This is a genomic window from Serratia sp. TSA_105.2 (assembly GCF_052692115.1).
This window is the reverse complement of record NZ_JBQZFT010000009.1, coordinates 73054-93912: the sequence shown is the minus strand read 5'-3', so window position 1 is coordinate 93912 and position 20859 is coordinate 73054. Positions and strand designations below refer to the sequence as shown.

19 protein-coding genes are annotated in these 20859 nt (G+C 60.6%); 13 read left to right on the top strand and 6 right to left on the bottom strand.

Annotation, left to right across the window (positions count from 1 at the left end):
• The first annotated feature begins 21 nt into the window (after positions 1-21).
• From ACUTSC_RS20930 to fetB, 3 genes are all read left to right on the top strand, one after another.
• On the top strand, positions 22-309 hold the full coding sequence (locus ACUTSC_RS20930) for a FaeA/PapI family transcriptional regulator (RefSeq protein WP_197768564.1): 288 nt from the start codon (positions 22-24) through the stop codon (positions 307-309).
• A 190-nt stretch (positions 310-499) separates the two neighbouring features.
• Positions 500-1177 (top strand): iron efflux ABC transporter ATP-binding subunit FetA, encoded by a 678-nt coding sequence (gene fetA, locus ACUTSC_RS20925; RefSeq protein ID WP_197768563.1) that lies wholly within the window; start codon positions 500-502, stop codon positions 1175-1177.
• The gene (fetB, locus tag ACUTSC_RS20920; RefSeq protein WP_033645324.1) at positions 1164-1937 is read left to right on the top strand and encodes an iron efflux ABC transporter permease subunit FetB; all 774 of its coding nucleotides are present in this window, start codon (positions 1164-1166) and stop codon (positions 1935-1937) included. The genes fetA and fetB overlap by 14 nt, the downstream gene beginning before the upstream one ends.
• 36 nt (positions 1938-1973) lie before the next feature.
• Here the strand turns inward: fetB and ACUTSC_RS20915 are convergent, their stop codons facing one another.
• Positions 1974-2810 (bottom strand): TIM barrel protein, encoded by an 837-nt coding sequence (locus ACUTSC_RS20915; protein WP_197768561.1) that lies wholly within the window; start codon positions 2808-2810, stop codon positions 1974-1976.
• A 32-nt stretch (positions 2811-2842) separates the two neighbouring features.
• Positions 2843-4285, bottom strand: coding sequence for a sugar porter family MFS transporter (locus ACUTSC_RS20910; RefSeq protein ID WP_443003280.1), 1443 nt, complete (start codon positions 4283-4285; stop codon positions 2843-2845).
• A gap of 556 nt (positions 4286-4841) precedes the next feature.
• Between ACUTSC_RS20910 and ACUTSC_RS20905 the strand changes: the two genes are divergently transcribed.
• From ACUTSC_RS20905 to ACUTSC_RS20890, 4 genes are all read left to right on the top strand, one after another.
• A complete protein-coding gene (locus ACUTSC_RS20905; protein WP_197768559.1) occupies positions 4842-6347 on the top strand; it encodes a CoA-acylating methylmalonate-semialdehyde dehydrogenase in 1506 nt (501 codons plus the stop codon).
• A gap of 77 nt (positions 6348-6424) precedes the next feature.
• Entirely contained in the window at positions 6425-7246 is an 822-nt protein-coding gene (gene iolB, locus ACUTSC_RS20900) for a 5-deoxy-glucuronate isomerase (protein ID WP_049202850.1), read from the top strand.
• 174 nt (positions 7247-7420) lie between these two features.
• A complete protein-coding gene (locus tag ACUTSC_RS20895) occupies positions 7421-7690 on the top strand; it encodes a hypothetical protein (protein ID WP_004930864.1) in 270 nt (89 codons plus the stop codon).
• A gap of 14 nt (positions 7691-7704) precedes the next feature.
• Positions 7705-8043, top strand: a complete 339-nt coding sequence (locus ACUTSC_RS20890; RefSeq protein ID WP_049202849.1) for a type II toxin-antitoxin system RelE/ParE family toxin — start codon at positions 7705-7707, stop codon at positions 8041-8043.
• Positions 8044-8084: 41 nt separating this feature from the next.
• On the opposite strand, the gene ACUTSC_RS20885 is transcribed toward ACUTSC_RS20890, so the two are convergent.
• Positions 8085-8921 carry a MurR/RpiR family transcriptional regulator gene (locus ACUTSC_RS20885; protein WP_004930856.1) on the bottom strand — a complete coding sequence of 279 codons (837 nt, stop codon included), beginning with the start codon at positions 8919-8921 and terminating at the stop codon, positions 8085-8087.
• Positions 8922-9124: 203 nt separating this feature from the next.
• Entirely contained in the window at positions 9125-11056 is a 1932-nt protein-coding gene (locus ACUTSC_RS20880) for a bifunctional 5-dehydro-2-deoxygluconokinase/5-dehydro-2-deoxyphosphogluconate aldolase (RefSeq protein ID WP_445653534.1), read from the bottom strand.
• 548 nt (positions 11057-11604) lie between these two features.
• On the opposite strand from ACUTSC_RS20880, the gene iolD reads away from it, so the two are divergent.
• Genes iolD through iolE form a run of 4 tightly spaced genes read left to right on the top strand, consistent with a single transcriptional unit; the run spans position 11605 to position 16482 of the window.
• Positions 11605-13545, top strand: coding sequence for a 3D-(3,5/4)-trihydroxycyclohexane-1,2-dione acylhydrolase (decyclizing) (gene iolD, locus ACUTSC_RS20875; RefSeq protein ID WP_197768554.1), 1941 nt, complete (start codon positions 11605-11607; stop codon positions 13543-13545).
• Positions 13546-13586: 41 nt separating this feature from the next.
• Positions 13587-14600 carry a Gfo/Idh/MocA family protein gene (locus ACUTSC_RS20870; protein ID WP_033649354.1) on the top strand — a complete coding sequence of 338 codons (1014 nt, stop codon included), beginning with the start codon at positions 13587-13589 and terminating at the stop codon, positions 14598-14600.
• Positions 14601-14640: 40 nt separating this feature from the next.
• Positions 14641-15525 carry a sugar phosphate isomerase/epimerase family protein gene (locus ACUTSC_RS20865; RefSeq protein WP_004930845.1) on the top strand — a complete coding sequence of 295 codons (885 nt, stop codon included), beginning with the start codon at positions 14641-14643 and terminating at the stop codon, positions 15523-15525.
• A 60-nt stretch (positions 15526-15585) separates the two neighbouring features.
• The gene (gene iolE / locus ACUTSC_RS20860; protein ID WP_197773628.1) at positions 15586-16482 is read left to right on the top strand and encodes a myo-inosose-2 dehydratase; all 897 of its coding nucleotides are present in this window, start codon (positions 15586-15588) and stop codon (positions 16480-16482) included.
• Positions 16483-16541: 59 nt separating this feature from the next.
• On the opposite strand, the gene ACUTSC_RS20855 is transcribed toward iolE, so the two are convergent.
• Entirely contained in the window at positions 16542-17723 is a 1182-nt protein-coding gene (locus ACUTSC_RS20855) for a P1 family peptidase (RefSeq protein WP_197773629.1), read from the bottom strand.
• Entirely contained in the window at positions 17716-18231 is a 516-nt protein-coding gene (locus ACUTSC_RS20850; protein WP_197773630.1) for a GNAT family N-acetyltransferase, read from the bottom strand. Before ACUTSC_RS20850 ends, ACUTSC_RS20855 begins: the two co-directional genes overlap by 8 nt.
• Before the next feature lie 389 nt (positions 18232-18620).
• On the opposite strand from ACUTSC_RS20850, the gene ACUTSC_RS20845 reads away from it, so the two are divergent.
• Positions 18621-19316, top strand: a complete 696-nt coding sequence (locus tag ACUTSC_RS20845; RefSeq protein WP_130018323.1) for a pirin family protein — start codon at positions 18621-18623, stop codon at positions 19314-19316.
• 291 nt (positions 19317-19607) lie between these two features.
• On the top strand, positions 19608-20603 hold the full coding sequence (gene gntR, locus ACUTSC_RS20840) for a gluconate operon transcriptional repressor GntR (RefSeq protein ID WP_445653533.1): 996 nt from the start codon (positions 19608-19610) through the stop codon (positions 20601-20603).
• The last annotated feature ends 256 nt before the right edge of the window (positions 20604-20859 follow it).

The following is a 20859-nucleotide window of genomic DNA, read 5'->3' as shown; positions in this document are numbered from 1 at the left end:
TAACCACTCAGGAGGAATGCTATGGCCAAGGTGCCGAAAACGTTTGAAAGTAGAAAATCGCTGATGCTGGATGTGTTGCAAGGATTGTGCAGGGAGCGTGTGGAAGGGGCCGGGGGCCATCATCCCCCGCCGGAGCAATGGCCGAAGACGCGCGAACTGGCGGATAAATGCGGTGAAAACATTTATACCACCCGAACCCTGCTGCTGGCGCTGGAAAAGGAGGGCAAGGTTCACTGCACCCACCGCAGCATCAACAATTCTCTACGCTGGTACAGCGGCGACGAACAGGCATCGATAAAAAAAGAGTGATTCGACCCTGGCGGTCGCTTTTGACTATTCCTACAGCTAATGATTAATTAAATTTATCATTTGGCGGGGCATTTTGCTCCGCCAATCCTCCTCTCCGCTCTCTGCCATCCGCGCAGGCATTGCTAAGATGTTTTTTGCAGCCATATACTTATCGCTCAGACGGGAACAGGTTTAGGGAGCCGGCATCGTAATGAAGGAAAAGAAAGACATACTGAGATTGGATGATATTCATTATCAAATAGACAACCAGGTGATCCTGGACTCCGTCTCTTTCACGCTGGGTGAAGGCGAGTTCAAACTGATCACCGGGCCTTCCGGCTGCGGGAAAAGCACGCTGCTGAAAATCATCTCTTCCTTAATGAATCCGACGAGCGGGAACCTCTATTTCGACGGACGGGCGATCGGCGAGATGTCGCCGGAGGCGTATCGCAAGCAGGTTTCTTACTGCTTCCAGACGCCGGCGCTGTTCGGCAATACGGTTTACGATAATCTGGCGCTGCCCTACCAGATCCGTCAGCAGTCGCCGGATGAACGAAAAATGCAGGCCGATCTGACGCGTTTTGGGTTGCCGGAGGCCATGCTGACCAAAAGCATCAATGAGCTGTCCGGCGGGGAGAAGCAGCGCGTGTCCCTGATCCGCAACCTGCAGTTTATGCCCCGGGTGCTGTTACTCGATGAGATCACCAGCGCGCTGGACGAAGAAAACAAGCGCAACGTCAACGAAATCGTTCATCAGCTGGTAGCGGAGCACCGGCTGGCGGTGCTGTGGGTGACGCACGATACCGAAGAGATAGCGCATGCGGATGAGGTGATCACCCTGCGCACGCACGGCGCCGAACAACAGGAGCAACAGCATGAATCAGCATAACATCACCAACGAATCCTTAGGCTTGTCGATGGTGCTGGTGGTGGTCGCCATCCTGATCAGCCACCGGGAAAAGCTGGCGCTGGAAAAGGACATTATCTGGAGTATCTGCCGCGCGGTGGTGCAGCTGATCATCGTCGGCTACGTGCTGAAGTATATTTTCGACCTGGATAACGCGGTGCTCACCGTGTTGATGGTGCTGTTCATCTGCTTTAACGCGGCCTACAACGCCAAGAAACGCAGCAAATACGTTGAACATGCGTTCGTGACGTCATTTATCGCCATCACCACCGGCGCGGTGCTGACGCTGGCGGTGCTGGTCTTGACCGGCTCCATCGAATTTACGCCGATGCAGGTGATCCCCATCTCCGGGATGATCGCCGGTAACGCCATGGTGGCCGTGGGGCTGTGCTACACCAACCTCGGCCAGCGTTTCAAAAGCGAGCAGCAGAAGATTCAGGAGATGCTCAGCCTGGGGGCGACGCCCAAGTTCGCTTCGGCGGCGCTGATCCGCGACAGCATCCGCGCTTCGCTGATCCCGACCGTGGACTCGGCGAAAACCGTTGGGCTGGTTAGCCTGCCGGGCATGATGTCCGGGCTGATCTTCGCCGGCATCGACCCGGTGAAAGCGATCAAATACCAGATTATGGTGACCTTCATGCTGCTGTCTACCGCCAGCCTGTCGACCATCATCGCCTGCTATCTGGCCTACCGTAAGTTTTACAACGAGCGCCACCAACTGGTGGTCGGCAACCTGAAGTAACGCCATGAAAAACGGCCTCCGCGGAGGCCGTTTTTTTTACTCTTGCAGCAGGGCGATGCTCTGGCGGATTTCCCGTTCGATATCCGCCTCGCTCCAGCCGTCCAGCTGCGAAGAGAAGGGCTCGAAGGCATAAACGCCGGTGTAGCCCAGGCGTTCCAGATTCTGTACCTGACGGCGGCTCTCCAGCCGATCGCCCTCGCTCAGCATGATGCGCTCTTCGTCGCTCAGCGCGCTTTTATCCCGCCCATCCTCCACGCCGGACAGATGCACCAGGCCGATCTGCGCCACCTGGATTTGCGCGTCGAAGTCGGCCTGCGTCACGCCGCTCAGGTAGTGGTGGAAAGTATCGAGCACGATGCGGTACGGCGCGCCCGAATCGCGGATGAGCGCCTGGGTCAGCAGCGACGATCGTAGCGAACTGATGCCGAAGCCCAGGGGCTCGACGTATCCCTGCACGCCATAGCGCGCAAACAGCGGCGCCAGCAGCTGCAGCGCGGCGAGGGTGTCGTCCCGTTTTTGCTGCTCGCTGCGCATGTCGTCGGCGCTGCAGTGCGGGCACAGCACCAGCGCCCGACTGTGGATGGCCTGCGCCTGCGCCAGCAATGCTTCGGCGCGCTGCAGCAGCGCCGCCGGGTCGTCTACCCGATTGAACATGCCGAGGGCGTTGATCGTGACGATCTCTATGCCGTATTGCGCAGCGAGCGCATTGAGCTGCGCGTCGCTCAGATCGTCGGTCACCTTGCCGCTGGGCATGTCGTTGCGCAGCTCAACTTTGCTGAGCCCGCAGCGTTTCACCAGGCGGAAAAAACTGTCCAGATCGAGATTCGGCGCGATCTTGCGGTTAATGCAGAAGCGGTCCAGCGCAATGGTCATGAGGCATTACTCCAGCGGTCAGGGTTGAGAGATCAGGATTTGCCGTTTTCCAGCGGCAGCGGCTTGCCGTCGGGCAGGGGGTGGCGGTGGCGTTTGGCCAGCACCACCTGCTCCATTTTTTCCAGCGAAACGCCTTTGGTTTCCGGAATATAGCGGCCGATGAACCAGTAGCTGAACAGGCAGCAGGCGGCGAAGATCCACATCGGGAAGGCGCCGTGGAAATGCGAGAACAGGTAAGGGTGGTCGTTGATCATCGGGAACGACTGCGACACCGCGAAGTTGGCGACCCACATGCAGCCGACGGCGATGCTCATCCCCTGCGCGCGCATGCGGTTCGGGAAAATTTCCGACACCAGCACCCAGGCGCCGACGCCCCAGGACAGCGCATAAAACACCATGAAGAACAGCATGCCGAACAGCGCGAAATAGCCGGTGGCCTGGGTGTAAAGCGCGTACGAGGTGAGCAGCAGGCCGGCGATGGCGCCCAGCGTGCCGTAGCGCATCAGCGGAATGCGGCCCATGCGATCCATCAGCATGGCGCCGATGACCGAACCGACCAGCTGCAGCACGCCGATCCAGATGGTCTGGAACAGCGCTTCCTGCGCGTTTTCGGTGACGGTTTTCAGCACCACCGGCGCGTAGTACATCATCACGTTGACGCCGGTCACCTGCTGCAGCATGGCGATCATGCAGCCGACGAACAGGATGAAACGCACCCGCACATCGCCGTAGTTCAGCTTCCGGTGCTGCTGCTGTTGATCCTGCTGCAGCGAGTCTTTGATTTCTTTCAGCAGATTCTGCGCGTGGGCGGCGTTCGAGACCTTGGTCAACATCGCCAGCGCCTGATCGTCGCGGCCCATCATCACGTTCCAGCGCGGTGATTCAGGAATGACGAACACCAGGATGCAGAACAGAATGCAGGGGATCACGCCCGAGGCGAACATCCAGCGCCAGCCCATTTCCACCAGCCAGGCTTCGCTGGCGATGCTGGCGATTTTGAAGTTGACGTAGAAAATCACGATCTGGCCGAACACAATGGCGAACTGCTGCATGCTGAGCGCCCGCCCGCGCATGTCCTTCGGCGACACTTCCGACATGTACATCGGCGACACGGTGGCGGCAATGCCGACCGCCAGCCCGCCGATGATGCGGTAGATGACGAACCAGGTGAAGGTCGGGGCCAAGGCTGCGCCGACGGCGGACACGGTGAACAGCAGCGCCGCCAGCATCAGCGCCTTTTTACGGCCCCAGCGCGCCGCCAGCGGCCCGGCGGCAAAGGCGCCGACTACGCAGCCGATCACCACGTTGGAGACTGCCCAACCGGTTTCGGCCGGGCTGAGACTGAAATAGGTTTTCAACGCTTCGATCGCGCCGGAGATCACGGCGGTATCGTAACCAAACAGAATGCCGCCCAGGGCGGCGATGCCGCAAATTCGCAATATGTAGCCGGTATTGTGCTTACGCTGATATGACATGTGTTGCTCCGATTTTTATCCTGGCTTCCGTCCGCACGGTTGGGGTGTCGGGAAGAGGGCGAGCGGAAGGGTGTGAACCGTGCCTGTCATCAAGGCGATGTCGTCGATAAATGCTGGAACAAACAAGAACATTTATTTCATAATTAGTGAATAATGGAATATTGATTTTTAGATCCAGTTCAAAAAAAACCGTCGCGAGCGATTCGGGCACCTTGGGCGAACGGGGGCGGGCGATAACGACGACAGCGCTGGCGCGGCGCGGGCTTTCTGTAGCAAAGTCAGTGTGTATTACCCTTGTTTTCTCCGCCGTCGTTGCGCTTTCCCTGGCACGCTAATGAAAGTGCTAATCCGATCGACACCGCAAAATTGCGACCTCACGCACTAAAAACAAATTTTTCAAAACAATTTATTTGAAACTTTTTTTTCAATGAAATAGAGTTTGCTGCATCCGGTCAGGATTTAGCCGGCTTGCCGACGGGGTTTGGCGAGCGGGACGATTAACGCCGCGCCGCCGGCGTGTGGCCAGGCGACAGCGGACTTGAAAAGAGGGCGTGACATGAAAACCGTGGGTAACTTTATTGGCGGGCAGGTGTGCCTGAGCAGCAGCAATCAAACCGTCGACGTGCACAACCCGGCCAGCGGGCAGGTTGAGCGGCGCGTCACGCAGAGCACCGCCGCCGAAGTCAAGCAGGCTATCGATGTGGCCCATCGGGCGTTTGCCGACTGGTCGCGCACCACGCCGCTGCGCCGTGCGCGCATCATGTTCAATTTCAAGGCGCTGCTGGAACAGCACCGCGACGAGCTGGCCGAGCTTATCGTCAGCGAGCACGGCAAAGTGTACTCGGATGCGCTGGGCGAACTGACGCGCGGCATGGAAGTGGTCGAATTCGCCTGCGGCATCCCGCATCTGATCAAGGGCGAGTATTCGTCGGACGTCGGCAGCGGCGTCGACAGCTTCTCGCTGATGCAGCCGCTGGGCGTGGTGGCGGGCATTACCCCGTTCAACTTCCCGGCGATGGTGCCGATGTGGATGTTCCCTATCGCGCTGGCCTGCGGCAACACCTTCATCCTCAAGCCGCCGGCGCTGGTGCCTTCCGCATCGGTGCGCCTGGCGGAACTGCTGAAAGAAGCCGGCCTGCCGGACGGCGTGTTCAACGTGGTGCACTGCGCCAATGAAGACGCGGCGCAGCTGTGCACCGATCCGCGCATTCAGGCGGTGAGCTTCGTCGGCTCCTCCACCGTGGCGGAACATATCTACACCACCGCCAGCGCGCACGGCAAGCGGGTGCAGGCCTTCGGCGCGGCGAAGAACCAGGCGATCGTCATGCCGGACGCCGATCTGGACGCCACGGTCAACGCGCTGATGGGCGGCGCGTTCGGCTCCGCCGGCGAGCGCTGCATGGCGTTGCCGATCGCCGTGGTGGTCGGCGACGATACCGCCGACAAACTGATCGCCAAATTGAAGCCACTGATCGCGCAGCTGCGCGTCGGGCCGGGCTTGCAGCAGGGCGGCGAAGAGAATGAAATGGGGCCGCTGGTGTCGTCCGCCCACCAGAAGAAGGTGCTGGGCTACATCGATCTGGGTGTGGAAGAAGGCGCGACCCTGGTGGCCGACGGCCGCAATTATCAGGTGCCGGGCTACCCTGAAGGCTACTACGTCGGCGGCACGCTGTTCGACCATGTGAAACCGAGCATGCGCATCTACCGTGAAGAGATCTTCGGGCCGGTGCTGGGCATCGTGCGAGTGCCGGACTACCGTACCGCCATCGACACGGTGAACGGCCACGAGTTCGGCAACGGCAGCGCCATCTTCACCGGCAGCGGCCACTACGCGCGCCAGTTCGTGCAAGAAGTGCAGGCCGGGATGGTCGGCGTCAACGTGCCGGTACCGGTGCCGATGGCGTTCCACAGCTTCGGCGGCTGGAAGCGCTCGGTGTTCGGCGCGCTGAACGTACACGGCACCGATGGCGTGCGCTTCTACACGCGCATGAAGACCGCCACCGCGCGCTGGCCGGCCGGGCAGCAGACGGTGTCCGAATTCAGCATGCCGACGCTGGGTTAAGCGCTGTCATATTCAGGCCAGGCCGTTGCTCCTTCGGGGCAGCGGCCTTTGCACGAATCATTAACAGGAGAATCGAGATGTCTTCACTGCTTGCCAAATGTCAGACGCCGAACGCCGAAGGGCGCATCCAGCACGTGACGCCGGAAAATGCCGGTTGGCGCTATGTCGGCTTTGACGTTTATCGCCTGGCCGCCGGGCAGTCGCTGCAGCTTGAGTGCGGCGATAAGGAGCTGTGCCTGGTGCTGGTGGCCGGTATCGCCTCCGTCGCCACGCTGCGCGCCGAGTACCCGCATATCGGCAAGCGCATGAGCCCGTTCGAGCGCACGCCGCCTTACGCGGTGTATGTGCCGCATCACGATCGCATCGACGTGCGGGCAGAAACCGATCTGGAGCTGGCGGTGTGCAGCGCGCCCGGCAGCGGCCACCTGCCTTCACGGCTGATCACGCCGGCGGATATCGGCGTGGAGCGGCGCGGCAAGGGGCGTAACCAGCGGTTGGTGCACAACATTCTGCCGGACAGCGAGCCGGCCGACAGCCTGCTGGTGGTGGAAGTTTACACCGACGAGGGCAACACCAGTTCCTACCCGAGCCACAAGCACGATCGGGAAGACTCGCCGGACGAAACCTATCTCGAAGAGACGTATTATCACCGTATTCAGCCGGAGCAGGGGTTCTGCATGCAGCGTGTCTATACCGACGATCGCACGCTCGACGAGTGCATGCCGGTCTACAATCGCGACGTGGTGAAAGTGCCGCGCGGTTATCACCCGGTGGCGACCCTGGCGGGTTACGACAACTATTACCTCAACGTGATGGCCGGGCCGGTGCGGCAGTGGAAATTCACCTGGGAAAAAGACCACGCCTGGATTAACGGCGACGCCTATCCCGCCGCGCAATAAGCGCTTGAGGCCCGGCTTGCCGGGCTTTCTTTTTATCAGGGTATAAATTTGACCTAAATTTGCCCTCCATCTTGTTCAAATGATAACCTGTCCGCACGCGATCGCTCCCCGGCTGAGTGAATCCAAAGAACCGCTGTGATACAGCGTGATTGCCTATGCGCAGGAGGAAAAACCATGACGACTACCATGTCCCAAAAAGCGGCGCGCGAAGGGTTAGGTTCGCCCGATCTGTTTGAAGGCGGGGTTTACGTCACAAAAAATGGTGTTGCTGAGCTGTTTGTGCAAACGGCGGCTGAGAGAGAGGCCGAAATTCGGGAACGCAATCTGGAGCGCCAGTCCAACGCGTTGCTGAAACTGACTATGATGGCGAAGCAAGAGATTAAAAATCAGCGCGGTCTGTCGCCCGAAGAAACCTTGCAGCGGCTGCGCGACGCGCGGAAATAGGCCCGAGGTGCAGGATGCCCAAGGAAATACGTTTTACCGTCGCGCCGGCGGCGGAATGGAGCCTGAAAGACATCGAGTCTTACAAGAGCGGAACGATAGGGGCCGCCGCAGCCGGGGTGTTCGTGGACAATCTGTTGCTATCGTCCCTTGCGGCAATTGCCGACGATCCTGCCCGCTACCGCTTCAACGCCGTGCTGGCGGGCATGGGGGTACGGTTGCACGAGCGATTGGATCCCGATAGCGAATACCGCGTCATCTATGACTACGACGGCCAGACGGTGGAGATTCTGCTTTTCATCAGCATGAAGCAGGATCTGGAAAGCGCGCTCTACCGCTATTTGTTGCTGCAATAATCCCGCCGCGCCCGAGCCTGTCGGGCGCGTTCACCCCAGCCTTACTCGTCCCGGGCGTTATTCAGCGCCAGCGAGACCGCCAGCGTCTGCGCCAGGCACATCGAAGCCACCTGCGAGCGGAACCCATCCACCTGCGCTTCGCGCACCACGAAACAGACGTCGCTGAAGGCGGCCAGCGGGCTGACCTGGCTGTCGGTGATGGCGATCTGCTGCGCACCGCGCTTGGCACCCAGTTCCACCAGTTCCACCGCTTCGCGGGCGTACGGCGAATAGCTGATGGCGATCACCACGTCCTTCGGTTTTACCATGCTCAGCTGTTCGGTGAACATGCCGCCCAGGCCGTCGATCAGAAACGCGCGGCGCTCCAGATGGCGCAGCGCATAGGTGAGATAGGAGGCGACGCTGAACGAACGGCGCAGGCCGATCACGTAGATATTTTCGGCGTTGTTGAGCAACTCGACGGCGCGATCCAGCTGCTCGGGGGCGATCTGCATCGCCAGCTGCTGCAGCGCCTGCGCGTTGACCATGGTGAATACGTTGAGAATTTCCGCCGGTTTCTCCGGCGCGACGTTGTCGTCGGTGGAGGTTTGGCGGAACAGGCGCGCGCGCTCGGTATAGTTCACCGTCTCTTCCATCAGATGCTGACGGAACACCTGCTTCATTTCGTTGAAGCCGCTGAAGCCGAAGGCGTTGGCGAAACGGATCAGGGTGGAAGGCGGCACGCTGGCCTGTGCGGCGATGGAGGCAACGGTATCGAAAGCGATGCTGTTACTGTTATCCAAAATATAGCGCGCCACCTGTTTCAAACGCTTGCTCAGCGTTTCATAACGGTGGCGAATCTCGTCCTGTAACAGCGAAAGTTGAGTTGGGTTGTTCATCCATTCGGCTCGCAGTGGGGTGAAGGCGCATTGGCCTGACGCCTGAAATATTGACAGGGTATTTTAACAGACGGAGCGGAAATTTCATTTCCTCAAAAAGCGATTTATTCGATCGCTCATTGCGCGACTTCACAGAAAAGGGGCAAAAAAATCCCCTTAAAGCGGCGAAATGGCCTTAAGGGGACGTGAACTTGCGCTCGCTGTCAGTGCGCGCCGCTCGCCTGCGGACGGTACTGGCGCCAGAAACCGATCAGCGTCAGGTATTTTTGTTTCACCTGCTCGATCAGGGCCGCGTCGTCGATTTCACCCTGCAGCCAGCGGCGCGAAGGCTGGCCGAAGATGGTGCGGCCGACGGCGAAACCCTTCACCCAGCGCGCATCCGCAGCGGCGGCAAAGCCCGCCTTCAGCACCGCCTCCGGGGAGTCGAGCCCCAGGATCAGCACGCCGCGGCAGTAGGGATCGTAGGTGTCGATCAGCGCGCCGACCTGCTGCCAGTTTTCTGCGCTCAGCGGCGGCAGTTTCCACCAGTCCGGCTGAATGCCCAACCGGTAGAAGTGTTCAATCATCTCCAGGTAATGGCGTTCGTCCTTGTCGGGGTTGTTGTCCGGCAGGATCACCTCCAGCAGCAGCTCGTGGCCGGATTTGCAGCAGCCGCGGTAGACGTCGGCGATCAGCTCATCCTGCTCGAGGCGCAGTTCCGCCGCGTCGTGCGGGTGGTAAAACACCAGGCACTTCACCACGTGCTCCTGCGGCCAGTCGATCAATTGCGAGCCGATATTGCCGTGCTCCAGGCGCAGCGGGCGCGAGCTGGGCAGCTCCACCGGCCGGCCGATCCACCATCCCTGGCCGGTGATCTCGTTCAGCGCCGCCTGCCCGTAGGTGGTGTCGGCCAGAATGCCGCTATTGCCGTTGAGCCCGGCCTGCGCGGCAGCCTGTTGCGCCGCGGTGAGCAGCAGGGTTTTCAGGCGCGGAATGCGTTCCTCGCCGACGCCGGCTTCGCGCGCCATGTCCGCCAGCTGCTTGCGGTGATCGAAGGCGAACACGCAGAGCTCCGGCCACTGTTGCTTGCGGGTGGTGACCCGGTGCAGGTGGTTCAGGCGTGCGTCGCGGTCCGGGCGCGTGACCTGTTGTTCACGCTGCAGATAGTCATCCAGCTCCCGCTTGGTCGGCATGGCCGGCGCGCAGCCGTGGCGCGAGACCACCAATGCGCCGCAGGCGTTGGCGTAGCGGCAGGCTTGATCCCAGCCCTCATCGTTGAGGTAGCCGCGCAGCAGGCCGGACATAAAGGCGTCGCCGGCTCCCAGTACGTTCAGCACTTCAACCCGCACGCCGGCGTGCAGCTTCACCTGCGCCCAGTCTTCGGGGATTTCTCCTTCGAACACCGAGCAGCCCTGCGCGCCGCGCTTGCACACCAGCGTGGCCGCCGTGGCCCGGCGCACGTTTTTCAGCGCCGCCAGCGTGTCGGTGCTGCCGCCGGCGATATGAAACTCTTCTTCGGTGCCGACGATCAGATCGAAATGGTGCAGCACCTCCTGCAGCTCGCGCGTGACCTGGTCCGATTCCACAAAGCGGGTTTCGCCGTCGCCCAGCGACGTCAGCCCCCACAGCACCGGGCGGTAATCGATGTCCAGCGCGGTGCGCAGGCCGTGGCGGCGCGCGTATTCCAGCGCCTTCAGCACCGCGGCGCGGGTGTTCGGGTGCGACAGGTGCGTGCCGGTGATGGCCAGTGCGCGCGCGGAGGCGATGTAGGCCTCGTCGATGTCGTCCGGCGTCAGCGCCATGTCCGCGCAGTTTTCGCGGTAGAAGATCAGCGGGAAGGTTTCCTGATCCTTGATGCCGAGGATCACCAGGCCGGTTAACCGACGTTTGTCGGTGATCAGACAGCGGGTATCGGCCCCGACGCGCTGTAGCTCTTCACGCAGAAAGCGGCCCATGTGCTCGTCGCCGACCCGCGCCAGCATGCCGGATTTTAACCCCTGAATGGCGGTGCCGTAGGCCACGTTGCCGGAAGAGCCGCCGAGGTACTTGGCGAATGTGCCGGCGTCTTCCAGCCGCGCGCCGATCTGCTGAGCATAGAAATCGACGGCGATGCGCCCGAGACAAATGACATCAAGCTGTTTTTCTTGTGTAGCCATACCCGTTTCCTTCTGTTTAAGCAAAACTCCGGCGGCGGCCCGAGCGTGGCGCCCTGCAGGAAGCATGTGGTCAGTATGGAGAATGAAAATTTCAATTTCAATATAGAATGAAATTTACACCCCGAAAATGTGATGCATTTAAAACATCGGCAGGGGAACGGGAAAAGCCGATGAAGCGGCCATAAGACGGCGACCGGGCGCGCGCAGAAAAGGGGGGTTAGGTCAGGATAAAGGGCTGTCAGCTCGTGTGCTAACGGCTTCTATCGGCTGGTGCGCGGCGCGAAGCCAGTGAAAGCTGAATCACGAGATGAAACGGGCTTTTCATGCAATATGCGATCTTTATCGCAAAATGAAATGTTTCTTCTGTAACGTGATTTTATGAAAAATATATTTGTTTATAATCGCTTCACGTTTCAGGTTGTCGACTTCGTGAGCAGCGGGCATCGCCTGCTCAAGATAATAGCTGCCGCCGCGTAATACAAACACGGGATTGTCGGCTCGGCGCGAGCCCTTTCCGGGGCGGCCCTCAATCTAAAGGGTGAGAGTAAATGGGCAAGATCAGGCTAACCATGGCGCAGGCGCTCGTCAGATTCCTCGATAACCAGTATCTGCTGGCCGATGGCGTGGAAACCAAATTCGTCGCGGGCATTTTCGCGATTTTCGGCCACGGCAACGTACTGGGGCTGGGGCAAGCGCTGGAGCAGGATAGCGGCGATCTGCGGGTGCATCAGGGCCGCAACGAGCAGGGCATGGCCCATGCGGCGATCGGTTTCGCCAAACAGAAACTGCGCCGGCAGATCTACGCCTGCACTTCATCGGTCGGCCCCGGCGCAGCCAATATGATCACCGCCGCGGCCACCGCGACCGCCAACCGCATTCCTTTATTGCTGCTGCCGGGCGACGTTTACGCTTCCCGCCAGCCGGATCCGGTGCTGCAGCAAATCGAACAATCTTACGATCTCAGCATCAGCACCAACGACGCGTTCCGCGCGGTGAGCAAATACTGGGACCGCATCGTGCGGCCGGAACAGCTGATGAGCGCCTGCATCAACGCGATGCGCGTGCTGACCGATCCGGCGGATACCGGCGCGGTGACGCTGTGTCTGCCGCAGGACGTGCAGGGTGAAGCCTACGACTATCCCGACTATTTCTTCCAAAAACGCGTGCATCGGCTCGATCGCCGTCCGGCGACCGACGGTATGTTGGCGGACGCGCTGGCGCTGCTGACCGCCAAGCGCAAACCGCTGCTGGTGTGCGGTGGTGGCGTGAAATACTCGCAGGCCGGGCGGGCGCTGCGCGAATTCGCCGAGCGCTTCGGCATTCCGTTCGCCGAGACCCAGGCCGGTAAAGGCACGGTGCCGAGCGACCATGAATTCAACCTCGGCGGCATCGGCGAAACCGGCTGCCTGGCGGCCAACATGTTGGCCCGGCAGGCCGATCTGGTGATTGGCGTCGGCACCCGTTACACCGATTTCACCACCTCGTCCAAATGGCTGTTCCAACACCCGGACGTCAGCTTCCTCAATATCAACGTTAGCGCCTTTGACGCCGGCAAGCTCGACGGCGTGCAGGTGCTGGCGGACGCCCGCGAGGCCCTGAGCGAACTGGGCGCGCGACTGGCGCAGGCTGATTATCGCGCAGGCTGGGGCGACGCCATCGCCGTGGCGCGCGGTGCCCAGCGTGAAGAGACCGAGCGTGTTTACGCGGTGGAATACGGCGGCGCAGGCTTTGTGCCGGAGATCGACGATCACCTCGATCGCGAGCGGGTGTTCGCCGAATTTATCGCCCAGACCGATTCCGCGCTGACCCAGAGCCGGGTGCTGGGGGTGCTGAATCGCGAGCTGCCGGCGGACAGCGTGATCGTCGCCGCCGCCGGCAGCCTGCCGGGCGATCTGCAGCGGGTGTGGCACAACCGCGGCGAGCAGGGTTATCACGTGGAATACGGTTACTCCTGCATGGGGTACGAGGTGAACGCCGCGCTGGGGGTCAAGCTGGCCGAGCCGCAGCGCGAAGTGTACGCGATGGTGGGCGACGGTGCCTTCATGATGCTGCATTCCGAACTGGTCACCTCGATTCAGGAAGGCTGCAAGATCAACGTCGTGCTGTTCGACAACATGACCAACGGCTGCATCAATAATTTGCAGATGGAACACGGCATGGACAGCTACACCACCGAATTCCGCTTCCGCAATCCAGAGGGCGGCAAGCTCGACGGCAAACTGGTGCCGGTCGATTTCGCCATGCTGGCGGCGGCTTACGGCTGTAAAACCTATCGTGTCACCACCGAGCAGCAGCTGCTCGATGCGCTGGCCGACGCCCGCAGGCAGACCGTGTCCACGCTGCTGGACATCAAGGTGCTGCCGAAGACCATGGTGCACAAGTATCTCAGCTGGTGGCGCGTGGGCGGCGCTCAGGTGGCCGACAGCGAGAAAATCGTCGCAGTGGCGCGCAAGCTGCAGGAAAACATCGATAAGGCGCGCGATTACTGATTCGTTTTCGAACACAACACACTTTCCAGAGGGTAGCGAAAATGACATTGAACATTGGGGTTATCGGCACCGGCGCCATCGGCCGCGATCATATCCGTCGCTGCAGCAAAGTGTTGCAGGGCGCCCGCGTAGTGGCGGTGAACGACATCAATCGCGACAACGCCGCCAAGGTGGTGAGCGATCTGCAGCTGGATGCGCGGGTGTATGACAACGGCCACGATCTGATCAAGGCCGCCGACGTGCAGGCGGTGCTGGTCACTTCCTGGGGGCCGAGCCACGAAGAGTTCGTGTTGGCGGCCATCGCCGCCGGCAAACCGGTGTTCTGCGAGAAGCCGCTGGCGGTGACCGCGCAGGGCTGCAAAAACATCGTCGATGCCGAAGCGAAACACGGCAAGCGGCTGGTGCAGGTCGGCTTTATGCGCCCTTATGACCAGGGCTATCGCGCGTTGAAACAGGTGCTGACCAGCGGCCAGATCGGCGAACCGCTGATGCTGCACTGCGCGCACCGCAACCCGACGGTCGGCGAGGCCTACACCACCGATATGGCGATCACCGACACCCTGATCCACGAAATCGACGTGCTGCGCTGGCTGCTTGACGATGACTACGTGTCGGTGCAGGTGGTGTTCCCGCGTAAGAGCCCGAAGGCGTTCCCGCACCTGAAAGATCCGCAGATTGTGCTGTTTGAAACCGCCAAGGGTACGCGCATCGACGTCGAAATCTTCGTCAACTGCCAGTACGGCTACGACATTCAGTGTGAAGTGGTGGGGGAAACCGGCATCGCCAAACTGCCGGAGCCGTCCTCGGTGCAGATGCGCAGCGGCGCCCGCCTGTCGACCGAAATCCTGACCGATTGGAAAGATCGCTTTATCGACGCCTATGACGTCGAGCTGCAGGGCTTCATCAACGACGTGGCCGCGGGCAAGCTGACCGGGCCTTCCGCCTGGGATGGTTACGCCGCCGCGGTGACCGCCGACGCCTGCGTGGCGGCCCAGCTCAGCGGCGAAATCGTGCCGGTGACCCTGCCGGCGCGCCCGGCGTTTTACAACAAATAACCGGCTTGCACCACGCACCCACGATTGCAGAGGAGTGACCATGAAGATCGCTTTTGATGTCGACGTTATACGGGATTTGGGCGTCACCAAAATGGTTCAACAGGTGGCGGACTGGGGCTACAAATACATCGAGCAGTCGCCGCACCCGCAGATCAACCCGTTTTACAAGCATCCGAAGGCCAGCCGCGAAATCATGGCGGAGTATAAAAACGCCCTGAAAGCGACCGGCGTGGAGATCTCCTCATTTATCGTGGTGTATCGCTGGTCCGGGCCGGGGGAAGATCGCCGTCAGGCGGCGGTCAAAAACTGGCGGCGGATGATCGAAATCGCGGTGGAAATGGGCGTGCAGGTGATCAACACCGAATTGGCGGGCAACCCCAACGAACCGGAGATCTGCGAGGAGCTGTGGTATCGCTCGATGGAGGAGCTGCTGCCGATCGTCGAGCGCGAGGGCATCCGTATGGAGATCCAGTCGCATCCGTGGGACTTCTGTGAGCTGAGCAACGAAACCGCCGATCTGGTGAAATCGCTGCGCAGCGACCACGTCAAATACCTCTACAGCGTGCCGCACACCTTCTACTACGACAAGGGGCAGGGTGACGTGGCCGGCATGTTGCAGTACGCCGGGGACGATCTTTCCCACGTGCTGATCGCCGATACCATGAATCACACCAAGCATTGCCGTTATATCGTCAACCCGCCGGGCGTTGATGCTGCGGTGCATCAGCACGTCGGCATCGGCGAAGGCGAGGTGAATTTCGACGCCCTGTTCCAGACGCTGCGCGACATGGAATTTGCCAACCGCAGCTTCAAGGTCGGCGGAGAATCGATCATCTGCACCTCGCTGTTCGGCTACCCGGAAAAGATGCCGAGCCAGGCGGTGGCGACCAGAGAGCGCATCGAAAGAGAGCTGTTGGGCAAATAATCTTATTCGGCTCGCCGGGCGGCATTTGCACCGGCGGCCCTCCAAGGACCGAGGCAGACCATGAATAAAGACAACGTGAAATTGGCCATCGCGCCAATCGGCTGGACCAACGACGACATGCCCGATCTGGGCAAGGAAAACACCTTCCAGCAGTGCGTCAGCGAAATGGCGCTGGCCGGCTTCACCGGCAGCGAAGTGGGCAGCAAATACCCGCGCGATCCGGCGGTGCTGAAACCGATGCTGGACATTCGCGGCATCCAGATCTGCAATGCCTGGTTCAGCACCTTTTTCGCCGACGGCCAGAAAGACAAAACCATCGATGAATTTATCAACCACATGAATTTCCTGCATGCCATGGGCGCCAGGGTGATCGGCTGCTCCGAGCAGAGCAAGAGCATTCAGGGCACCACCAAAGGCGTATTCGAAGAGAAGCCGTACTTCAGCGATGAAGAGTGGCAGCGCGTGGCCGACGGTTACAACGAGCTGGCGAAGATCGCCGCCGGTAAAGGCATGCAGGTGTGTTTGCACCACCACATGGGCACCGGCATTCAGACCACGGCCGAAATCGATCGCTACATGAGCATGGTCAACGACGACGTTTACCTGCTGTTCGATACCGGACACGCCTACTATTCGGAAGGCAGCCAGCAGGCGATGATGGCGATCCTGGAGAAGTATCTGCCGCGCATCAACCACGTCCATCTGAAGGACGTGCGTGATGAGGTGGTGGCGGAAGTAAAAGCCAACAAGCTGAGCTTCCTCGATGGCGTGAAGAAGGGCACCTTCACCGTGCCGGGTGATGGCGTGATCGACTTCAGGCCGGTGTTCAAGCTGCTGGATGAGCGTGGTTACAAAGGGTGGATGGTGGTGGAGGCCGAGCAGGATCCGGCGCTGGCCAACCCGTTCGAGTATGCGGTGAAAGCGCGCCGCTATATTCGGGATACCGCCGGCATTTAAGCGGCGAGTCAAGAAAGATCGAGGGGCGCCACCGGCGCCCCTTTTTTGATGGCGGCGTGTTAGCCGCCGAGCGTTTGCCAGGTTGCGACCTGGCTGCCCGGCCACGGCGTGGCGGCATGCACGCCACGGGCGATCGCCCGGGCCAGGGTGTCCGCCGCCAGCGCGCCGATTTGCAGCACCGCCAGTTCACGGCTGCCCTGAACCTCGCGTTGCCCGGTGGACAGGGCGAACACCACGTCGCCGTCAAACGGGCTGTGCAGCGGGCGGATGGCGCGCGCCATGCCGTCTTGCGCCATGATGGCCACCCGTTTCAACTCCACCCGCGTCAGCGCCAGATCGGTGGCGATGCAGGCCAGGGTGGTGTTCTTTCTGCCGCCCTGCGGCTCTTGTTCCATCCAGTCTTCGCCCTGCGCGCGCAGTTGAGCCAGCGCCGCTGCGCCGCCGTTGCCGAATTCACCGTCAATTTCATAGGGGGTCGCCCAGAAGGCGCGGGTGCCGGGTGCGACCACCGCACCCAAACTGTTGACCGCCACCAGTGCGCCGACGGTAGCGCCATTGGCGGCAATGATAGATGCCGAGCCGAGGCCGCCTTTCAGCTTGCCCATGCCGGTCATGGCGCCGTAGCCGGCGCCGAAGGAGCCCAGCGGAAAGTCCAATCCGGCCTTGCCGACCGCATCGATGCCCAGTTGGCGATACGGCGGCGTGAGCTGCCAGTTTTTGTCGCCGCCGTTGGCCAGATCGTACAGGCAGGCGGTGGGCACGATAGGGGAGACCGGTACGCCGGGGGCCGGGCGCAGCGCGTAGCCTCGGCCCTGTTGCCCCAGCCAGGCTGCGACGCCGTCCGCCGCCGCCAGGCCGTAAACCGAGCCGCCGCTGAACGTCAGCGCATCGACGGTCTGCACCAAATTGTCTTCACCCAGCGCGTCGGTTTCCCGGGTGGCGGGGCCGCCGCCGCGCACGTCCACGGCGGCGATCGCCGGTCTGTCCGGCAGGATAACCGTCGCGCCGGTACGCACCCGGCTGTCCTGCGCCACGCCGACCTTCAGGCCCGGCACATCGGTAATCAGGTTGCGGGCGCCTGGGCGCCCGGCGGCGGAAGTTGGCATAGCGGCACCTAATGGGGTGAGAGGAGAGAATATGCCGGCGGCGGCGGTCAGGCCGGCCAGCGCTTGTAAAAAGGTTCGGCGGTTGATGCACAGGGGCCGGCGCAGCGGCCCCTGCGGGTGGGGACGATTACGCATCGCCGTGCGGCTGCCCGGAGCGCAAGCGCGCCATATGGTAGGCGTCGACCAGCACACCGTCGCGCATGGCATAGGCGCGGCTGGTGCCCTCTATCTCGAAACCGAATTTGCGGTACAGCGCGATGGCCGCCGGGTTGTCGGTGAACACCGTCAGTTCGATGCGCTCGATGGCCGCCCAGTTGTCGCACAGATCAATCATCGCCTGCATCAGCCGGCTGCCGATGCCTTTGCCGTGGTAGCGCGGATCGACGCCGATGCCGAAGGTGGCCGCATGGCGGCGGCGCACGCGCTGATTCAGCATGACGGCCAACTGGCCGGCAAGCTGCCCGTCGATGAAGGCCGCCAGATTATGCGTACCCGGTTCGGGATTGGCGAGGCGCTTCTGCCAGGACTCGACGGATGGTAGCGGGAGCTGCAGCGTATCGCGATAGACGGGCGTTTGAGAATAAAGATGATGCAGGGCTTGCGCATCCGTCGTTTCCACGTGGCGTATCACGATCTCGCTCATCTCGCTGCTCCTGTTGCTTACCGGTTGAATAACCTCTGAATTTATCCGTTTACTGCCTTGAGTCAATATTATTTGAACGGGTCAAAAAAAACGCTTTACAGGTGCGAATGATAATGATTATTATTGCGATGCGTTCCGGGGAGGGCATCAACCCTTGATACTCTCGCTGCGAAGGCACGACATTGCTCACATTGCTTCCAGTGTTTACTTAGCCAGCTCGGGTGCTGGCTTTTTTTTTGCCCTTTTTTCACCGCTTCCGCCTTCAACAAATCCGTTGCCCATCCGTCGTTTCATTCCATCGAAATTTTTGAACAGAGGCATGAGTTTTTTACGCTTTCTTATTCTGCCCGCAGGACTAGACTGTAAAAAAACATTGAGGAGAGTTGAATATGATTTATGTACGTAAAGCGGAAGACCGCGGCCACGCCAATCATGGCTGGCTGGATAGCTGGCACACCTTCTCATTTGCCGACTACTACGATCCGAACTTTATGGGGTTCTCGGCGCTGCGTGTGATCAACGAAGACGTGATCGACGCGGGGCAGGGTTTCGGTACCCACCCGCATAAAGATATGGAAATCCTGACCTATGTGCTGAGCGGCACGGTGGAACACCAGGACAGCATGGGCAACAAGGAGCAGATCCAGGCCGGCGAATTCCAGATCATGAGCGCGGGCACCGGGGTGCGTCACTCCGAGTACAACGCCAATCAGGATCGTCCGTTGCACCTGTACCAGATTTGGATCATTCCGGATCAGGTCGGGCTGGAGCCGCGCTACGAGCAGCGCATGTTCGACGCGCCGCAGGGCCGTCAGTTGGTGCTGTCGCCGGATGCGCGCGACGGTTCGCTGAAGGTGTTCCAGGATATGACGCTGTCGCGTTGGGCGCTGAATAAAGGCGAACAGGGTGAGTATCCGATCGCCGCCGGCCGTCGCATTTGGATCCAGGTGGTGCGCGGCAAAGTCTCGGTCAACGGCGAGGCCGCCGGCATCAGCGACGCATTCGCAGTGTGGGATGAATCGGCGCTGACGATTCAGGCCGACGAAGAGAGCGAAATCCTGCTGTTCGATCTGCCGCCGGTGTGATTAAGCGGTAAATTTCAATGGCTCACGATGTGAGCCATTGAGGTTAACGACAAGCCTGATGACGTTGCCCGACTGAAAGCCGGCAGCATATAAAAACAAGGAAAATCAATTTATTGATTTTCGGCTGACAATCACAAAGGGGAAAAACCACGCTTTTTCCCCTTTGTCACCGTATGAAGGGCTCACGATGTGAGCCCTTTTTTGCGTTGACCGTCGCATAACCGACAATATCGGCCCGCCGTTTTTTTTGCTAAAATGACTGCCCATTCACGGTTAGTCAGTTCATTGATAATGAAGAAAAAACGGCCGGTACTCCAGGATGTGGCGGATAAGGTGGGCGTGACCAAGATGACGGTGAGCCGTTATCTGCGCAATCCCGACCAGGTTTCTGCCGCCCTGCAGCAAAAAATCGCCGTCGCGCTGGATGAGCTGGGCTACATCCCCAACCGCGCGCCGGACATCCTCTCCAACGCCACCAGCCGGGCGATTGGCGTGCTGTTGCCGTCATTGACCAACCAGGTGTTCGCCGAAGTGCTGCGCGGTATCGAAAGCGTTACCGACGCGCACAACTACCAGACCATGCTGGCGCACTATGGCTACCTGCCGGAGCGTGAAGAAGAGCGTCTGACCTCGCTGCTTTCTTACAATATCGACGGCCTGATCCTGTCTGAGCGCCATCACACGCCGCGCACCATGAAAATGATCGAGGTGGCGGGCATTCCGGTGGTGGAGCTGATGGACTGCGTCTCGCCGTGCATCGATCTGGCGGTGGGCTTCAACAACTTCGAGGCGGCGCGCCAGATGACCCAGCAGATCATCGCGCACGGCCACCGTCACGTGGTCTATTTCGGCGCCCGTCAGGATGAGCGTACCCTCATCAAGCAGCAGGGGTATGAGCAGGCGATGCGCGAATCCGGCCTGGAGCCGTACAGCATCATGACCGCGCGTTCTTCCTCCTATTCCGCCGGCGGCGAGCTGCTGCGCCTGGCGCAGCGCGACTATCCGCAGATCGACAGTATCTTCTGCACCAACGACGACCTGGCGATCGGTGCGGCCTTCGAGTGCCAGCGGCAGGGGCTGTCGATCCCGCAGGACATGGCGATCGCCGGTTTCCACGGCCATGATATCGGCCAGGTGATGGTGCCGAAGCTGGCCAGCGTGCTGACACCGCGCGAACGCATGGGGCAGATCGGTGCCGAGCGCTTGCTGGCCCGGCTGCGCGGCGAAACGGTGTGCCCGCGCATGGTGGACGTCGGTTTCACCGTGATCCCCGGCGGCAGTATCTGAGCCATTTTAACGTTCTGTTTTAACACCCTTTCTTTTTGCAGCGCGCCCTGAGGCGCGCGGGTTATCCCGCCTGTAAGCCCGCCGCTCATTGCCGGCATAAGTTTGATCTCTGTCCCAGAACGCGAATTTTAGCCGCTTACCCGGTTCCGGTGCTTATTCTGTTACCGGTATCATGATACCGGTAACAACGAGTGTGCGGTCATCTTGCTGCAAGACTGAACCTCTGACTCAACAACACCTACAGCTCTTCTTAAAC